This window comes from Bacillus sp. BK450, assembly GCF_004364885.1.
Taxonomy (GTDB): Bacteria; Bacillota; Bacilli; order Bacillales; family Bacillaceae; genus Bacillus; species Bacillus safensis.
Genome location: NZ_SOBQ01000002.1, coordinates 223,384 through 240,816 on the forward strand (window position 1 = coordinate 223,384; position 17,433 = coordinate 240,816).

19 protein-coding genes are annotated in these 17,433 nt (G+C 41.0%); 1 reads left to right on the forward strand and 18 read right to left on the reverse strand.

Features of this window, described 5'->3' with window-relative positions:
• Positions 1-2 precede the first annotated feature (2 nt).
• Complete coding sequence (locus EV579_RS06215; RefSeq protein WP_024422788.1) at positions 3-338, reverse strand: nucleotide pyrophosphohydrolase; 336 nt, start codon at positions 336-338, stop codon at positions 3-5.
• A 137-nt stretch (positions 339-475) separates the two neighbouring features.
• Here EV579_RS06215 and EV579_RS06220 point away from each other — a divergent pair, with 137 nt between their 5' ends.
• Complete coding sequence (locus tag EV579_RS06220) at positions 476-1,348, forward strand: YitT family protein (protein WP_024422789.1); 873 nt, start codon at positions 476-478, stop codon at positions 1,346-1,348.
• Positions 1,349-1,378: 30 nt separating this feature from the next.
• Here EV579_RS06220 and ypjB read toward each other — a convergent pair whose 3' ends face one another.
• From ypjB to trpE, 17 genes are all read right to left on the reverse strand, one after another.
• Positions 1,379-2,182 carry a sporulation protein YpjB gene (ypjB, locus tag EV579_RS06225; protein ID WP_024422790.1) on the reverse strand — a complete coding sequence of 268 codons (804 nt, stop codon included), beginning with the start codon at positions 2,180-2,182 and terminating at the stop codon, positions 1,379-1,381.
• A gap of 65 nt (positions 2,183-2,247) precedes the next feature.
• Entirely contained in the window at positions 2,248-2,841 is a 594-nt protein-coding gene (gene lhaT, locus EV579_RS06230; protein WP_133744145.1) for a lipoprotein heptaprenylglyceryl N-acetyltransferase LhaT, read from the reverse strand.
• Between the two features lie 100 nt (positions 2,842-2,941).
• Positions 2,942-3,709 carry a menaquinol-cytochrome c reductase cytochrome b/c subunit gene (locus EV579_RS06235; RefSeq protein ID WP_073206084.1) on the reverse strand — a complete coding sequence of 256 codons (768 nt, stop codon included), beginning with the start codon at positions 3,707-3,709 and terminating at the stop codon, positions 2,942-2,944.
• A gap of 41 nt (positions 3,710-3,750) precedes the next feature.
• Entirely contained in the window at positions 3,751-4,425 is a 675-nt protein-coding gene (gene qcrB / locus EV579_RS06240) for a menaquinol-cytochrome c reductase cytochrome b subunit (protein WP_003215804.1), read from the reverse strand.
• A 2-nt stretch (positions 4,426-4,427) separates the two neighbouring features.
• Positions 4,428-4,934, reverse strand: coding sequence for a ubiquinol-cytochrome c reductase iron-sulfur subunit (locus tag EV579_RS06245; RefSeq protein ID WP_007500911.1), 507 nt, complete (start codon positions 4,932-4,934; stop codon positions 4,428-4,430).
• 144 nt (positions 4,935-5,078) lie between these two features.
• A complete protein-coding gene (locus tag EV579_RS06250) occupies positions 5,079-5,525 on the reverse strand; it encodes a YpiF family protein (protein WP_133744146.1) in 447 nt (148 codons plus the stop codon).
• 61 nt (positions 5,526-5,586) lie between these two features.
• Complete coding sequence (locus tag EV579_RS06255) at positions 5,587-6,126, reverse strand: ReoY family proteolytic degradation factor (RefSeq protein ID WP_008344562.1); 540 nt, start codon at positions 6,124-6,126, stop codon at positions 5,587-5,589.
• Positions 6,127-6,201: 75 nt separating this feature from the next.
• Positions 6,202-7,473, reverse strand: coding sequence for a tetratricopeptide repeat protein (locus tag EV579_RS06260; RefSeq protein WP_024422794.1), 1,272 nt, complete (start codon positions 7,471-7,473; stop codon positions 6,202-6,204).
• 280 nt (positions 7,474-7,753) lie between these two features.
• Positions 7,754-9,040 (reverse strand): 3-phosphoshikimate 1-carboxyvinyltransferase, encoded by a 1,287-nt coding sequence (gene aroA / locus EV579_RS06265; protein WP_073206090.1) that lies wholly within the window; start codon positions 9,038-9,040, stop codon positions 7,754-7,756.
• 10 nt (positions 9,041-9,050) lie between these two features.
• The gene (locus tag EV579_RS06270) at positions 9,051-10,166 is read right to left on the reverse strand and encodes a prephenate dehydrogenase (protein ID WP_024422796.1); all 1,116 of its coding nucleotides are present in this window, start codon (positions 10,164-10,166) and stop codon (positions 9,051-9,053) included.
• 114 nt (positions 10,167-10,280) lie between these two features.
• On the reverse strand, positions 10,281-11,378 hold the full coding sequence (hisC, locus tag EV579_RS06275) for a histidinol-phosphate transaminase (protein WP_024422797.1): 1,098 nt from the start codon (positions 11,376-11,378) through the stop codon (positions 10,281-10,283).
• Positions 11,379-11,389: 11 nt separating this feature from the next.
• Complete coding sequence (gene trpA, locus EV579_RS06280; protein ID WP_041109616.1) at positions 11,390-12,193, reverse strand: tryptophan synthase subunit alpha; 804 nt, start codon at positions 12,191-12,193, stop codon at positions 11,390-11,392.
• On the reverse strand, positions 12,190-13,389 hold the full coding sequence (gene trpB, locus EV579_RS06285) for a tryptophan synthase subunit beta (protein ID WP_122631040.1): 1,200 nt from the start codon (positions 13,387-13,389) through the stop codon (positions 12,190-12,192). The genes trpA and trpB overlap by 4 nt, the downstream gene beginning before the upstream one ends.
• Positions 13,370-14,038: a phosphoribosylanthranilate isomerase gene (locus tag EV579_RS06290; protein WP_133744147.1), complete on the reverse strand. Its 669-nt coding sequence runs from the start codon at positions 14,036-14,038 to the stop codon at positions 13,370-13,372. Before EV579_RS06290 ends, trpB begins: the two co-directional genes overlap by 20 nt.
• On the reverse strand, positions 14,035-14,787 hold the full coding sequence (gene trpC / locus EV579_RS06295; protein WP_073206099.1) for an indole-3-glycerol phosphate synthase TrpC: 753 nt from the start codon (positions 14,785-14,787) through the stop codon (positions 14,035-14,037). The genes EV579_RS06290 and trpC overlap by 4 nt, the downstream gene beginning before the upstream one ends.
• Complete coding sequence (gene trpD / locus EV579_RS06300; RefSeq protein ID WP_133744148.1) at positions 14,780-15,802, reverse strand: anthranilate phosphoribosyltransferase; 1,023 nt, start codon at positions 15,800-15,802, stop codon at positions 14,780-14,782. The genes trpC and trpD overlap by 8 nt, the downstream gene beginning before the upstream one ends.
• Complete coding sequence (gene trpE / locus EV579_RS06305) at positions 15,774-17,321, reverse strand: anthranilate synthase component I (RefSeq protein WP_133744149.1); 1,548 nt, start codon at positions 17,319-17,321, stop codon at positions 15,774-15,776. Before trpE ends, trpD begins: the two co-directional genes overlap by 29 nt.
• Between the last annotated feature and the right edge of the window lie 112 nt (positions 17,322-17,433).

The window sequence follows — 17,433 nt, forward strand, 5'->3', positions numbered from 1 at the left end:
CTCTACTTCCCTTCTTTTTTCGTCCAGCGGTCTTTATCTCTTGTGTTGAATTTATGCATCACACGATCATGTGCTTCTTCTAGTGAAATATCAAGTGAATTAGCAAGGCATGTTAACACAAACAAAACATCGCCAATTTCTTCTTCCATGCTTTTTTCTGTTTCCGTTGTTTTTTTCGGCTTTTCTCCATAGTAATGGTTAACCTCTCTTGCCAGCTCCCCTAATTCTTCTGTCAGGCGGGCCATCATGGCAAGCGGGCTGAAATAGCCTTCTTTAAATTGCCCTATGTAATCATCTACTTCTTGCTGCACGTGACGCAGCGTTTTTTCTTTTGTCATGATGCTCATCCTCCTATCCATCTCTTACATGTTAGCGAAATCATAAATATTTGACAAATGTTTAAGACTCAGTTTGCTTGTTTCTCTCCCATACCATATAATATTATCGCTGTCTAAGCAAAAAAAGGAGTGGTCTCTTGCTAAAAGAAATTCGTCTTAAAAATATCGTATTTATTTTAATAGGATCTGCGATTTTTTCTTTCGGTCTTGTTCATTTTAATATGCAGAACAATTTGGCGGAAGGCGGATTTACAGGTATTACACTGCTTTTATATTTTCTATTTCACATTGACCCATCTATTTCAAACCTTGTCTTAAACATTCCGATCTTTTTTATAGGCTGGAAAATGCTCGGCAGAACGATGTTTACTTATACAATTGTAGGAACAGTGAGTCTTTCTGTCTTTCTTGCCATCTTCCAGCGCTTTCAAATACATATGCCTCTCCAGCACGATTTAGCCTTAGCCGCCCTCTTTGCAGGTGTATTTATCGGAACAGGCCTCGGAATCATCTTTAAATTCGGCGGTACAACAGGCGGTGTGGACATCATTGCAAGACTGATCAACAAGCATTATCAGGTGGCAATGGGACGAACAATGTTCATCTTCGACGCATGCGTCATTACCATCTCTCTGACCTACTTAAATTATAAAGAAGCGATGTATACACTTGTCGCAGTGTTTGTGGCTGCGAAGGTCATTGACTTCATGCAAGAAGGCGCTTACGCTGCCAAAGGCGCCATGATTATCTCTGAAAAAGACGACATCATTCAAAAGAAAATCACAGATGAAATGGAGCGCGGTGTCACCATCTTAAAAGGGGTCGGTTCCTATACGAAACAGGAGCGCAACGTTCTTTATTGCGTCGTTCCGAAAAACGAGCTTGTCCACCTTAAAAGCGTCGTGACCTCAGTCGATCCTCATGCATTTGTATCTGTCAGTGACGTGCATGATGTACTCGGTGAAGGCTTTACATTAGATGAACACAAAAAGCCGCTCAATCCGCATTAAAAAAGAAGCACCAGTTTTGGGCTTCTTTTTTTATGATTTAGGATAATCAGCCTGACGTTTTTGCTTCTTTTCTTTTTCTGCACGATATTTCCGAAATCCAACATACGTTAACGTTAATAAAATGATACTCCCGGTTGTTAAGATGACCCATAAAAGCGATGGATCCGCTTCATCTTCATCGACGTGAGCAAACACACTCGATAAATCCTCTTCCAGCTTCGTGAGACGTTCAAGCTTTGTCCCACTTGATGCTTTTAAAAATTCACCTTGCTCAATCACTTCCATGTGCTGCTTAATCGTCTGCAGCTTTTCAGGCGAAATATCAATGGTTAAACTTGGATAGATCATATCGTATAAAGAAACCAGCTCATTCCAAGTTTCATAAAATGTCGTCGATTCTGGATCTTTTACTTCTTTTTTCAAAGTAGGAAAAGAGCCCATAATAGGCTTCTCCAGCGAACCCCAAAGAGGCTCAGAATCCGACTGGATCGCATCAAGCAGCATTCTAAATTGAGAGGCATAACGAAGCTTTTCGCGCTCATTCAATTCTTCCTGCGGCAGCCCTTTTATCATATCTTGATAGCCAAGTGTAATTTGCCGAATCTGCGTATTCGTCAAAGTTCCACGCCAATTCTCAGCTTTAAATGTCTTTTCAACATACAATGCGACTTGTAACGCCTCATCATATTTAGCTTGTCTCGTTAATTGAAAGATGGAATCTGATAGTTCCGTTAATTCTTGCAGCGTGTTAGCAGCTGTTTCCTCACCTTTGACAACTGCTGGCTGTAATACGAGAAAAAATAATAGAATCATCGCGATTGGCTTTCGTTTCATGCAAGTCCCTCCTAGCCCTTCTCCTTACAGCGTATGAAGAAAAGGACAAGGTTAGACCAACATTGTTAAGGGAGTTCAAGCTTGACCGATTTTTTCGATAGAACGAGATAATACGAAACAAGAAGAACCGCAATACTTAGCCAAAACGTCACGTAGCCGATCTCGTTTGAGTAAGCAGACAGCATAGAATAACGGGGCATCATACCAAATACATAATCAATTACATCATTATGTAAGATCCAAATGCCTGCTACCACGAGATGACGCATTTGAAAACGATAATATGGCGCAAACAATACAGCCTGAACCGCCATCGCAAAGTGAGACCCAATCAGCATGTATCCTTCCCACGGAAAATCATTAACAGATAAAAGCACAAAGATATTCATTCCTACCGCCCATAACCCATATTTAATCAAGGTCACAAGAGCAAGTGCTTCAAAATAAGGAGCGTTTCGTTTCATCAAAAACGCAAGTAATACAAATAAAAAGAAAAAGCTGGCCGTTGGACTATCTGGTACAAAAGCTAAAAAGACAGCCGGCGTCTCTACGAGCTGCGGAATATACCAATAGTAGCCGTACACAGTGCCAAGGAAATTGATCATAAGCACCAGCACAAGCATGTAGCGCGTCGCTAGCAAATATTGAATCCATCTCATATGTCTCTTCACTCACGATCTGTTAAAATCAGAAAAAAGCTGACAGCGCCAGCTTTTTCTCTTTTGAGTATATCCTTGTACTTGCATTTAAACAACTGAATTATTTTGATTTGACCTCAGATAAATATTTAGAGAGCTTCTCAAGTTCTTCATCACTGCCTTTAAAGACACCCTTCGGCATGTTGCCTTTTCCTTCTACAGCGATTTTAGCGATCTCCTCAGGCGCAAGACCGTTGTCAACGAGTGACGGTCCGGCTGCTCCGCCCTGCATGTTATCCCCGTGGCAGGAGATACATGTCTGCTCTTGATAAATTTTATACTCTTCAGCTGAAGTATCAATCTCTGCTTCTTTCTTAATCTCACCTTGTTTTGCCGCTGCTTCCCAATCATGAGTTGCAACAGACTCCCACGTTAAATATGTTGCTGCGCCGACTGCAAGAATCATCATCCCGACTGCAATTGGTCTTCTATACGGTCTGCGTTCTGGACCTGAATCAAGAAATGGTGCGAGCAAAAGTGCACCAAACGCAATTCCAGGCATAATCATCGCGCCGACGACAGTGAAGTTTCCTGCAGCAAATTCATATTTTAATAACTGGTACAAAAATAGGAAATACCAGTCTGGCAGCGGAATATAGCCAGTATCTGTTGGATCAGCCATCCGCTCAAGCGGAGGCGCATGAACAACAGTTAGGACAAGAAATCCAATTAAAAAAACGGCACCTACAAGCCATTCCTTTAAAAGAAAGTTCGGCCAAAAGGCTTCTGTTTTTCCCGGATATTCGGAATAGTCTTTAGGTATGTTAGGTTTTCTTTCTGCCGGTATTCTGGAATCTCCGACAAACTTCATCCCTTTTCCCCTATGCAAAGTCATCCCCTCCTCATTGAACATTCATCAAACGCAGCATTTTATAGCGGTCCAGAAATTCCTTGCTTACGAATCATAATAAAGTGGGCAGCCATCAGCCCAAATAATGCCGCTGGCAAGAAAAAGACATGGATAGCGAAAAATCTCGTCAGCGTTTGTGCCCCTACAATGTCAGGATGACCTGCAAGCAGCGTTTTGATCTCTTTACCAATGAAAGGTGTTGCTTCTGCAATTTGAAGACCAACCTTCGTCGCAAACAACGCCTTCATATCCCATGGTAAAAGATAACCTGTAAAACCAAGTCCAAGCATCACAAAGAAAATGAGCACACCAACAATCCAGTTCAGCTCTCTAGGCTTTTTATACGCCCCTTGGAAAAAGACCCTTAGCGTATGTAAAAACATCATCACAATGACTAAACTCGCACCCCAGTGGTGCATCCCTCTGACAATCTGGCCAAATGCCACTTCATTTTGCAAATAATAGACAGATTCCCAGGCATTTTTAATATCCGGCACGTAATACATCGTTAAAAACATGCCCGAAAGGACTTGAATGACTGTCACAAAAAACGTTAAACCGCCAAAACAATACACAAAAGCGGAGAAATGATGTGCTGGGTTGACGTGCTCTGGCACCTCGTGATCCGCAATATCTCTCCATATTGGTGTAATGTCCAGCCGCTCATCTACCCAATCGTAAATCTTGTTAAGCATCGTTACCCTTCCCCTTTCGGCACAGCTTTTCCAAGATAGAGGTATCCGTCCTTCACTTGCTGCTTATAATGGTCAAGCGGTGCAAGCGGTGGAGTTCCGGGTACGTTTGTACCATCCTTGTCGTACAGCCCATAATGGCACGGGCAGAAAAATTTGTTTGGATTTTTCGGATCACTGTTCCAGTTCACTGTACATCCTAAATGTTTACAGATTGGCGATAAAGCGACAATTTCATCCCCTTCTTTGTACACCCATGCTGACCTAGATTCCTTTGACTCGTACCATGCATCTACTTGATCAATTTTAAAGTCAAAGCGCTTCGGTTCCTTTGTCAGTTCATCTACACTGACAACTTGAACCATATCCTGATCCTCTGTTCCTTTTAGCACAGGGTCAAGCGCAAAGCGAACCATAGGCATGAGCATTCCAGCGGCCATAAATCCCCCCACGCCGGTCAACGTGTAATTCAAAAATTGACGCCTGGACACTCCATGTCTCTTCTCGCTCATTTTTTTCTCCCCCCCTCAGGTCGTCAGCTACTTTATAACTGAATTAGAAAAAATTTCATAAAACTAGGACACCCTCATAATATATCAATCTATTCACAAGGTCAACATCCTAAAAAGCTATGTACAATGCAAATGTAAGGGTTTTTATGACGGGTTCCATTTTTGTAACAAAAAGTTCAAAATTTGTTCTACACTGTCTTGAATGACTTTTTGCTTTAATTCAACCTTCAAATGCTCCAGCGGAACCGGCTTGAGCAAAAATAGCGATTCACTGATCTCAGTATGCTCTTTCCACTGGTGATCAGATGTAATTAATACGACATGCTGAAAATGATCTTTTAGTGACTGCTTCATTATGAGTATATCTTCTTGTTTCCGGTCACTCACTTCCAAATATGTATGTGGCGGAAAAAGAAAAACCCGCCCTTTTAACTGTCTTTCAAGTTCATCTGCTACAAGAATAGTAAACTCTCCTAAAGACACGGTTTGTTTCATTTGATCCGCATCAATCCCAACTAATGGAATGATAGCGGTATCAATGTAAGCTTTAGATTGCAAAAAGCGATCCGCGTCCTCTGCTTGAAACTTCATCAATTTCCCCTCTTTCATGACATAAGCCCTGCCTGTATAGGGCAAGGCTTATTCGTTCAGTTTATGACAATAGGCTTAATTCTTTTGCCAGCTTATTAAATGTTTCTTGATCATGACGGTCAAGTGCTTCATCTATCTCTTTCATGAGCCGTTCTTTTTGGAAAGTTGCGATTGAGTGCTCAAGCACTTTCTCAGCAAGATCCTTATCTTTTTCGTTCTCATAAAGATCCTTTGGAATATGAGGATTTGTTTCAAGAACAGCTGCATATTCCGGCGAACGATAAGCAGAACGGAAATTCAATTGAATAAACAAGTCCTGCTGTTTATTCAAACGAATATCATGAAATGACTTTTCAGCATCTGTCGTCATGATGTTTTCTTTATAAAATCTAAAGGGAACTTCATCCACACAGTGTGTTGACATGATGATTCCCCTTGGGCAAAATTCTGCTTGCTCTACAAAATGAACCTTTTCCATCAAAGAGTCGTGACTCATTAAATAATTTAATATCCAAACACACTCTCTTCGCTTTAGCTGATAATGGTTTAAGAACCACCGGATAAATTCCTTTTTTTCATTGACAGAAACAGGGGTCTGCATGTTATTCCCTCCTCTATCGTAAATTAAATTGCTATACATGAATTATTCAACAAACCAGTTCTTCATTCCTGCAAACTATAAGGAAATTTCGTCTTCAATTCTTAAAATCGTTTCTTCAATTTCTTCATTCGTGCCATCTTTCTCTAGAACTTTGCGTAATAACGGCAATGCTTCTTTTTGTCTGCCCTCTTCTAAAAGGAACGAAGCGTATTCATATAAAAAGTCACGCTCCTCATCAAAATCAGGCAGGGCAAGCTTGAAATACTCGGCAGCTTCTTTGTATTCTTCTCGCCCGACAGAAGCAGATGCAGCATACCAATTCCATTTTGGATCATCTTCCCCAAAGCTTTTTACCTCTTTAATAACATCCAGAATTTCATCAAACAGCTCTTCATTTAAATAGATCGCCAGCAATGTTTGAACTGCTTCAATATAACCCGGATCGAGAGCAAGTGCTTCTTGAAGAAGTTTTTTCGCATCTTCTGAATCCCCATTTTTCAAATCAATCTTGGCACCATATAAATATAATTCTTTGTTATATTCATCAACTTTAATACCCTCTTTTACTACCTCTAAAGCCTCGTGATATAGTCCTTCTTCCTCATAACTTTTCGCTAAAGGCATATAAAGTGACGAATAGGACGGATCAATATCTTTCAGTTCTGTAAGCTGCTGAATGGCTGTTTTTGTTCTGCCAGCCCTCATTGCTGTAAATCCGTAGCCAAAAAGAGTATTCGGGTCTGCTTGATCTTTTACTGCCTTTTCGTACCATTCAAGTGCATCCTCAAATTCTCCAGCTGTGCTGAGCGATTCAGCGAGCCTCTGATACACATTGACACCGCCAACCTCATGCTGTTGATCTGCCACTTTGTAGAAATAATCGGCCGCTTTTTTTGAAAGGCCTTGAGAAAAATACAACTCACCTAATGCAAAATCGATGATGGCTTCATTCGGAAGTAGTTCTTTCGCTTTTAAAAGCTTTTGTTCACTGACTTCAAATAGTCCTTGCATTTGATACAAATCTGCCATTAACAATAAACTCTCTGGGTACGCATCATCATCTTCAGGAATCGTTTCTAATACTGCTATCGCCTTCTCTTCTTCATCAGAGTCAATCAACAGCTCTGCATAAAAACACGTTAAACCTGTTTCCTCTGGATATAAATCATGTAAATCACTGATGAGATTCCGTGCTTTATCGATATCTCCCCAATCATAATATAATTGAGCCGCTTGCGCCTTTTCTTCATCATGCAAATGCTTCTCTGCTTGAGCAAGTGTTTGGAGTCCTTTTTCAGTCTCACCCGCCTCAACTAATTTTATGGCTTCTTGTAATGAACTATTCAAATCAAACCGTTCCTTTCTGTTTCCAAAAACCTAAACTATTGTTACTTCATATCATAATCGACAGGTACACATCCAGCAAATATGTTGCTCTTTTAAAATGAACCCATTTTTGTGTTTTAAAGACTGTTTTTCATTTCATCCTATACGAAACTGATGATTTGTAAACTGCAGACACTATTTTTATAGGACAAAATGTTTTTTTTCAAGGTTTCACCTTGAGACAAGCTATGCTATATTTCTGACAAATATGCAAAAGGAAAGAAAAAGCCTGAGGACCTCCTCAGACTGTTTTCGTTAAATATTCAATGTGTTCAAAGAAATTCGGGTATGAGACACGAACAGCATCTGTATCTTCAATCTCAATTGCTTGCTTTGTCACACATGCGGCAATTCCCAGCATCATACCGATACGGTGATCTCCGTAGCTTGAGACGACTGCGCCGCCTTGAAGCGTAGTTTTACCATGAATCTTCATACCATCATCTGTTGCTTCAATATCAGCACCGAGTTTTTTAAGTTCTGATACGACTGTATCAATTCGATTGGTTTCTTTAACTTTTAACTCAGCAGCATCTTTAATGATCGTTGTTCCTTCTGCTTGGGTCGCAAGAAGCGCAATAATCGGAATTTCATCGATGAGTCTTGAAATCATGTCACCAGAAATTTCAATCCCTTTTAATGATGAAGTAGAAATCGTTAAATCACCATACGGTTCTCCGCCTTTGGCTTCTACTTCATTGATCTCAAGGTTTGCACCCATAAGTTTCAGCACATCAATAATACCTGTTCTTGTTTTGTTTAGCCCGACATTTTTTAAGACAATCCGGCTGTTAGGAACGATTGATCCAGCTACAAGGAAAAATGCAGCTGAAGAGATGTCTCCAGGAACAAATATATCGGTTGCTGTTAATGTCTGGCCGCCTTCAATGGAAACACTTTGTTCATCTTCATCTAGTTTTACACCAAACATAGAGAGCATTCTTTCTGTATGATCTCTTGATTTATGTGGTTCAGTTAATGTTGTTGTACCCTCTGCTTGCAGCCCAGCTAAAAGGACAGCCGACTTAATTTGTGCACTTGCCACCGGAGACTCATAAGTTATGCCTTTTAAATGACCGCCACGAATAGACAGTGGTGTATACTCGCCATTTGCTCTGCCGTCTATTTTGGCTCCTAGTTGTTTCAGCGGACCCGTCACACGTTTCATTGGTCTTTTGGCAATACTCTCATCACCAATTAGTGTACTGTGAAACTCACAACCAGCTAATATTCCCATCATTAATCGAATGGTTGTACCAGAATTGCCAACATCAAGAATGTCAGACGGCTCCTTGAGCTCTTTCAGTCCTTTACCATGAATGACAACATCTGTCCCTTTTTGTTCAATTTCAACGCCCATCTTTCTAAAGCAATCAATCGTACTTAAACAGTCAGCTCCAGGAAGAAAGTTTTTCACTACTGTGGTCCCTTCAGCAATTGCACCAAACATCACTGATCTATGTGAAATAGATTTATCACCTGGGATATGAATTTCTCCATTCATAGGAGCATTTTTATGAATTTTCATGTTTGTCACCTCAGTCAGCATAAAATGTATCGTAATTCGCTCTATTTTTTATACAGATTTCTGCACGCTTGCGGTCGTCGTCTGTTTGAAAACTAATGCGTAAAATCCCATTAATGTCTTCCCGCGTCTCAATAATACGGATATTTGTAATACTAATGTTTTCACTTGCTAGATGCCCTGTAATCTCCGATATGACCCCAGGGTGATCCGGAACATCGACATACAGATCATAAAAAGCAGGAATGGCACCTTTTTTCCTTAGAGGCAGTCCATCACGATATTCCTTTGCATCTTGAAAATAAGAGAACAATCCTTCAGCATCTTCTTGCTCTACGAAGGTTTCAATGCGGTTAATCTCTTTTTTCCATTCATGAAAACGGTCTAAAATCTTGTGTTTATTGTGCAGCAGGATATCCCGCCACATTGCAGGATTGCTTGAAGCAATTCGTGTGATATCACGAAAGCCTCCAGCAGCAAACCGTTTAACAAGTGGGAATTGTTCTTCAAAATGATGTGCTTGATGCACAAGGCTGGCTGCAACAATATGAGGAAAATGGCTAATTACACTCGTCACAGCATCATGTTCTTCTGGTGTCATCTCTATGAAATGAGCATTTGTCCCCTTTAGCAAATCCATCAACCGATCAACAGCTTGGCGGTTTGTTTCCTTTGCAGGCGTTAAAATGTAGAACGCATTTTCAAATAAAAAGTCTTTTGCTGCAATAACACCTGACTTATGAGATCCTGCCATTGGATGTCCACCAATAAATTGGTACTGCTCAGGTAGCGCTTTTTCAGCAAAATGGACAACCTTTTGCTTTGTGCTGCCGACATCAGTAATTGTGAGCTCTCTTTCAATTCCAGAGTCTGCAATATCACTAAGCATCTTTACTGTTTGCTGGACAGGTGTTGCCAAAATAATGGTCGAAGATTCTTCTAAACCAGCCAGAAACGAATCAGCTGTTGCATCAATAATTCCCAGCTTTGTTGCAGCAACCATTTGCTCTTTGGAAACATCAAATCCTACAATTTTTTTATGAGGATACTCTTTTTTAATCGAGAGTGCAATGGATCCCCCAATTAAACCGAGTCCAGCGATTAATATTGTTTCGTTTGCATCATTCATATTCATCACCTGATTTTTCGCGAAAATTAAACAACTTATTTCAACAGCTTATATGTATTGAGGTTGGTACAATGAAAGCCATATCCTGCCTTAGGATATGACTTTATGGTTATGCTACGCACGAATGCCTTGCAGTAAATCGGCAAGTGTACTTAGAATGTCTTCATTTTGCTCTTTTGTTCCGACGGTAATACGTAAAGAAGTCGGAAAACCAAGTGCTTTCCCGGAACGAACAATGTAACCTTTTTTCAATAATGCATTGAACAATTCATCTGCATCTCTTTTAAAATCAATCAGCACAAAGTTTGTTTGAGATGGATAGATATATAGTCCAAAACGGTCTGCAAAATCTTGATATTGCTTGAGACCTGCTTCGTTTTTCTGTCTGCATGATTGTATGAAATCTTGATCTTTGATCGCTGCACGAGCAGCTGCCTGAGCGATACGGCTGGTATTAAACGGCTCTCTCGCTGGTTCAATGGCAGTAATCAGCTCTTCTGATGCAATTCCGTAGCCTACTCGAAGCGCTGCAAGTCCATATGCTTTAGAAAACGTTCGAAGTACAATGACATTTTGATAATTGTGTAATAAAGATAAACTGTTTGGAAAATCTTCCGCACGAACGTATTCAAAATACGCTTCATCTAGAACAACAAGCACGTGAGCTGGCACTTCGTCTAAAAACGCCACAATCTCAGATTCTGACAAATGATTTCCTGTCGGGTTATTTGGATTACATACCCAGACAACCTTCGTGTTTTCATCGATCGCATCCAGCATGCCCTTCAGATCGTGAGCTCCTCCTTCTAAAAGAGGCACTTCTCGAATTTCAGCATGTTCAATCACTGCATTGTGACGGTATTGCGGAAAAGATGGAGATGGGATGACGGTATTTGTATGTTGGTCAAGGAAAGCTCTCGCAATAATTTGCACAAGTTCATCTGAGCCATTCCCGAAAATTAATTGCTTTTCACTTACTTGAAGAAACTCAGCAAGCTCCGTTCTTAAACTTGCGCTGTATCCATCAGGATAAATCGCTAAATGTTCGAGCTCAGCTTGTATTGCCTCTCTTGCATGTACAGAACATCCAAAAGGGTTTTCATTTGAAGCCAATTTCACAATTTTGTCTAATTGATATTCTTTTTTGACCTCTTCAATTGGTTTCCCAGGTTGATACGGTTTTAGCTGTTTTAATTGATCTTTGATTTGCAAAATGTTTCACCTCATTTGAATGAATAGAGGGGACTAAATGTTTTTGCATATGTTTCAAATTCTCTTAAAGCCTCTTGACGTGTATCACTTGCCAGCAATTGTTCTTGAAGCTCTTCAATTTTTTTCACAAGTGCACTTCCGACAACAACACCGTCACTCAGTTTATTCATTGAATCTACCTGCTCTCTTGTTGAGATTCCAAAACCGACCGCAACCGGTATGTGACTCAGCTGTTTCACTTGTTGAATAAAATCTGTAATTGACGCGTCAAAGGATTGTCTGACACCTGTTACACCAAGAGATGAAACACAATACACAAAACCTTCTGCCTGCTCTACAATGTTTACTAATCGTTCCTTGCTTGTTGGTGCAACGAGTGAAATATATGAAATGTCATGTGTTTGACAGTTCTTTTGCAGCTCGCTGCTCTCTTCAAACGGCAAGTCGGGTGTTAAGAGTCCCGAAATATGATTTTTGCGCAGTAAAGCGAAAAAGTATTCTGTGTCTAATTGTAACACAGGATTATAATACGTAAATAGAATTACAGGAATTTTTACACCGTTTTTTTTCATCTTCCCTGCTAATTCTATCGCTTTTACGATATTCATGCCATGATTTAGAGCTCTTTTGGAGGCTCTTTGAATGACAGGACCGTCTGCTAATGGATCGGAATAAGGAACACCGAGTTCAATCGCATGTGCACCGGCTGCTTGAAGGGAGATAGCTAAATCAATCGTAATGTCTTCTGACGGATCTCCAGCTGTGATAAATGGGATAAATAATTTTTCGCCTTGCTCTAATTGAAATCTAATCATTTTGTTTTCCCCTCACTTTCGAGCACGTTCATTAATGTATGCACATCCTTATCGCCTCTTCCTGAAAGGCAGACAAGGACGATTTCGTCTTCATTCATCGTCTTGCTTACCTCAAATGCTTTGGCTAGCGCATGTGCAGATTCAATTGCTGGCAGAATTCCTTCTTTTTCAGTCAGCAGCTTTAGTGCATCTAGTGCTTCTTGATCTGTCGCACTCACATATTGAACCCTCCCGCTCGCATGTAAATATGCGTGTTCTGGTCCAATTCCCGGATAATCTAAACCAGCGGAGATAGAATATGGCTCAATAATTTGGCCAAATTCGTCTTGGATTAAATAGGTCAAAGACCCGTGGATCACACCTTTGGTTCCTTTCGTGATGGTTGCAGCATGGAGCGGCGTATCGATTCCTTTTCCAGCTGCCTCTACACCAATGATATCTACTTCTTCATCTAAAAATGCCCGGTACATTCCAATGGCATTACTTCCGCCGCCAACACAGGCAATGACTTTATGAGGAAGCCTTCCTTCTTTTTCAAGCAGCTGCTCTTTTGCTTCATCACCAATCATGCGCTGGAACTCGCTGACGATTTGAGGATACGGATGAGGGCCTACAACGGAGCCAATCATATAAAAATGATCACTGCAGTGCTGAACCCAATAGCGGATGGCTTCGTTAGTTGCATCTTTTAGTGTGCCATTTCCGCTTGTGACAGGTATGACTTCAGCGCCAAGCAGTTTCATTCGGAAGACATTGAGTGATTGTCTTTCCACATCTTCTTTTCCCATAAATACCGTGCAGGATAACCCGAACTTAGCGGCCACCGTTGCAGCAGCTACTCCGTGCTGGCCTGCGCCTGTTTCTGCGATGATGTTTGATTTCCCCATTTTTTTCGCAAGCAGGGCCTGCCCAAGCGCATTGTTAATTTTATGAGCACCTGTGTGATTTAAATCTTCTCTTTTTAAATAGATTTTTGCGCCGCCGAGGTATGCTGATAATTGGTCAGCATATGTAAGCGCAGTTGGTCTGCCTGAATAGTTTCGAAGTAGTGATACATATTCTGCTTGAAAAGCAGGGTCTTCTTTTAATTCACGAAATGCCTGCTCGATTTCTGCAAGTGGCTGCATGAGCGTTTCCGGGACAAATTTCCCTCCGAATTCTCCGTATCTGCCAATCTCATTTGGATATGCGTACATCATTTAACATCCTTTCTTCGAGCGCTTCGATCTTAGCGCTGCTTTTCTTTCCGTTTTCTTCTATTCCGCTTGAAAGATCGATCGCTTCTGGACCATAGGCAAGGAGCTCTGCTATCGTTTCTGGTGTGATGCCGCCTGCAATTATGCAAGTTTTCTCCAGCCGTTTTGCATGCTGAACGTATGCAGGCACCGCCTCCCAAGCAAAAGCTGTTCCAGAGCCGCCTCTCATCCCTTTTACTTTCGCATCAATGAGGAAGCCATCGACAACAGGCGCAAATACCGTCATTTTTTCAAGCGTGTTTGTGATATTGGATTCGTGGTGGAACACTTTCCAAACGACAGCCCCTGTTTGTTGTTTGATTTCTTTAGCGTCATCCTGCGTTTCATCTCCATGAAGCTGTACGATATCTAAAGGTATATGTTTTGTGATCTCACACACTTTTTCGATCTTTTCATTTACAAATACACCAGCAATTTTTTTCTCACACTTTGTTTGGATGAGCCATTGTTTCACTTGATCTGGCTGGACTTGTCTTTTACTTGGAGCAAAAATAAATCCAATGGCATCTGCGTGAGATTGCGCAATACATTCCACATCATCTTGTGATACTGCCCCGCAATATTTTACATAAGGCTTCACCCTGTTCATTCTCCAAACAATGTCTGAACGGCTTTTTCTTGTGATTGTTCTCTCATTAATGATTCTCCTACAAGAACTGCACCCGCTCCATGTTTCTTCACAAAGGCCAGATCATCAAATGTTTGAATACCGCTCTCACTCACTAGTAAAACATCGTTTGGAACAAGGGGTGCGATCTCTTTTGTTTGTTCGACTGTTGTTGTAAATGTATTTAAATTCCGGTTGTTCACTCCAATGATTTCAGGAGTGAACAACTTTAAAATATTTTCCAGTGTATCTGCTGCATGTACTTCGACAAGGACATCAAGGCCTTTCTCTTTCGCTTCAGCATAGAGCTCTTGCAGCTTTTGCGGCTCAAGTACTTCTCCAATTAATAAAATGGCATCTGCCCCTATACGTCTTGACTCTTCTACCTGTATGGAGTCAATGATGAAATCTTTTCTTAGAATTGGACGATCTACGTGTTTTTTAATGAGGGATAAGTATTCGTTTTTCCCTTGAAAGAACGGTTCATCCGTTAAAACAGATAAGCAATCAGCGTTTGATTTTTCGTAAGCTTTTGCTGTTTGTAAAGGATCAAAATTCGGTTGAATGATTCCTTTGGAAGGAGACGCTTTTTTCACCTCCGCAATGAGACCAATTGAGCGATGAGGATTCATGAGTGCTTCTTTAAATGATCGTCTTTCAAAGTGTCCATCTACTGGTAACTGCAATGTTTGAATATGTTCTTTTTTGCGGGCAATGATTTGATTAAGCATAGATCTCTTCCTCTCTCGTTTTTTGTTTTAAACGAGCCAATTGTTCTTTGGCTGCGCCGTTTTTAATCGTTTCAATCGCTTTTAATGTCCCGGCCATGAGGCTTTCTGACTTCCCTGCGACATATAAAGCCGCTCCAGCATTCAGGGCTGTAATATGAAGCGGCGCCCCTTCTGTTTGATGATTCAATATATTCTGAATCAATTTAGCACTCTCTTCCGGTGATTGGACCTGAATTTCTGATAAATATCCTTTTTGCAGCCCAAAGTCTTCTGGATTGAGTGTATATTCTGTCATGACATCTTTTTTGAGTTCAATCACATATGAATTTGCTGTAATCGTTAATTCATCCAGTCCATCTTCTCCGCAAACAAACAGCACATGTTCTGGCTCTAACGGTGCAAGGGCTTCTGCCATTAATTTTGCCTTTTCCTTTGAGTAGACACCGATGATTTGCTTTTTGGCTTGCATTGGGTGGCAAAGCGGGCCTAAGAGATTAAATACCGTCCGGAAGCCGAGCTGCTTGCGGACTGCGGCTACTTGTTTCATAGATGAATGATACAATGGTGCAAATAAAAAGCCCATGTTTTTCTCTTGTATTTGTCTTCTTGTTTCTTCTGGTGTGGATTGAATATGAATCCCAAGACATTCTAGTACATCGGCACTCCCGCTTTTAGAAGAAACTGATCGATTTCCGTGTTTGGCGATTTTGGCTCCAGCAGCGGAAGCGACAATGGCAGCGGCAGTTGATATATTAAAGGTGGAGAGTCCATCGCCTCCTGTGCCGCAAGTATCTACAACATCAAGCGCTTGTTCCATTGGTGCTGCATTTTGCCGCATGGCTTTCACAAAACCCGTCATTTCTTCAGCGGTTTCTCCTCTATGCGCTAAAATCGAGAGACTCGCAGCGACTTCAGCATCTGTTAAAAAGCCGCTCATCATATCATGCATGAGTTTATTTGCTTCATTTTCTGATAGAAAGCCTCCATTAACAAGAGCTGATAGTCGGTGATTCATCCTGCACACTCTCCTTTTCTGAGAAAATATGTTCCGCAAGCTGAATGGCTTTCAGAAGTGCTCCTGCCTTGTTACAAGTCTCTTCCCATTCATTTTCTGGGACAGAATCAGCCACAATGCCGGCGCCTGCTTGTATAGAAGCGGTATGATTTTTGACGCTCATCGTACGAATCGTAATACAAGAGTCGATATTGCCGTCGAATCCAATATAAGCAATACAGCCGCCATACGTTTCCCTAGGCTCAGGCTCCATTTCATTTAATAATTGCATCGCTCTTATTTTCGGGGCACCTGTTAATGTGCCTGCTGGGAAAGCGGACATGAGCGCATCAACTGGATGTGTATCCCGCTTTAGCTTTCCTGTCACAATGGAGATGATGTGCATGACATGAGAGAAGTTCACTACTTTTGTAAAGGTTGGTACGGACACACTGCCGTATTCTGCCACACGGCCTACATCATTTCTGGCAAGATCCACTAACATGTAATGCTCGGCTTTTTCCTTTTCATCTTCAAGCAGCTCTCTTGCTAGTTCAGCATCCTCTTCTCTTGTTGTTCCTCGTTTTCTTGTGCCAGCAATAGGATGAATTTCTAAATGCCCATTTTTGGCATGGATTAATCGTTCTGGCGAGCTACCGACTAAATCACGATCTTTTAATTTCATAAAATACATATAAGGAGATGGATTCACAATCCGAAGCACGCGGTATAACTCAAATGAACTCACTGATACAGGGATATCAAATCGTTGCGAGAGTACGCCTTGAAAAATGTCACCCGCTCGAATGTATTCTTTGATTTTTTCTACGTCTTTTAAAAATTGCGCTTTTTCATAAGTTGACGTCACATGTTCAAAGGATGGCGGCTCATTCATATTCCCTGATAAAATCAGTTCTTTCATATCAACCTTTGAATGGAGCTTGTGAATCATCTGTTCAAGCTGTTTTTGATTTTCTTTGTAAGCTCGAATTTTTTCGTCTTCTCTTTCATGTCCGGCCAGCTGAGTGTATTGGATAAAATGAACATGATTTGTTTCATGATCAAAGGCAATCATCGTTTGGCAGACAAATAATGTGCAATTTTCTACCAGCGATGCGCTGCGGTGAGGCCTGACAGAAGGTTCAATGTTTGGGATCAGATCGTAGCTTAAGTACCCAACAGCCCCGCCTGTAAATGGGATATCAATATCTGGCGTTTTGATTTGATATTGCTCTTTCATCCAATCCAGCAGTTCTTTCAGCTCTTGCTTTTGCATGACTTCCTGCCCCGCAGCGTTACGTGCAACGTATTTGTTTTGGTCATCATGTAAGGTTAAAAACGGGTGTAATCCAATAAAGGAATATCTCGACCAGCTGGAAGACTCATCTTTGCTTTCTAGCAAATACACAATATCTTGTTTGAGTTTTTCAACAATTTGAATCGGTGAGAGCGTATCGACTGTAATGGTTTCAACAATTGGGATCGTTTTGTAGGACTCACTGTCCTTTAAAAATTGGGTCAGGTTTGATTGGGAATTCATAAGCACACTCCTTAAATGGGATTAAGGAGAATGAGGGGACATATAGAGGGTTTGTATGAGTATACGAAATAAGCCTAAAAGAGGGTTGCTCTTTTAGGCAGTATGATTAAAT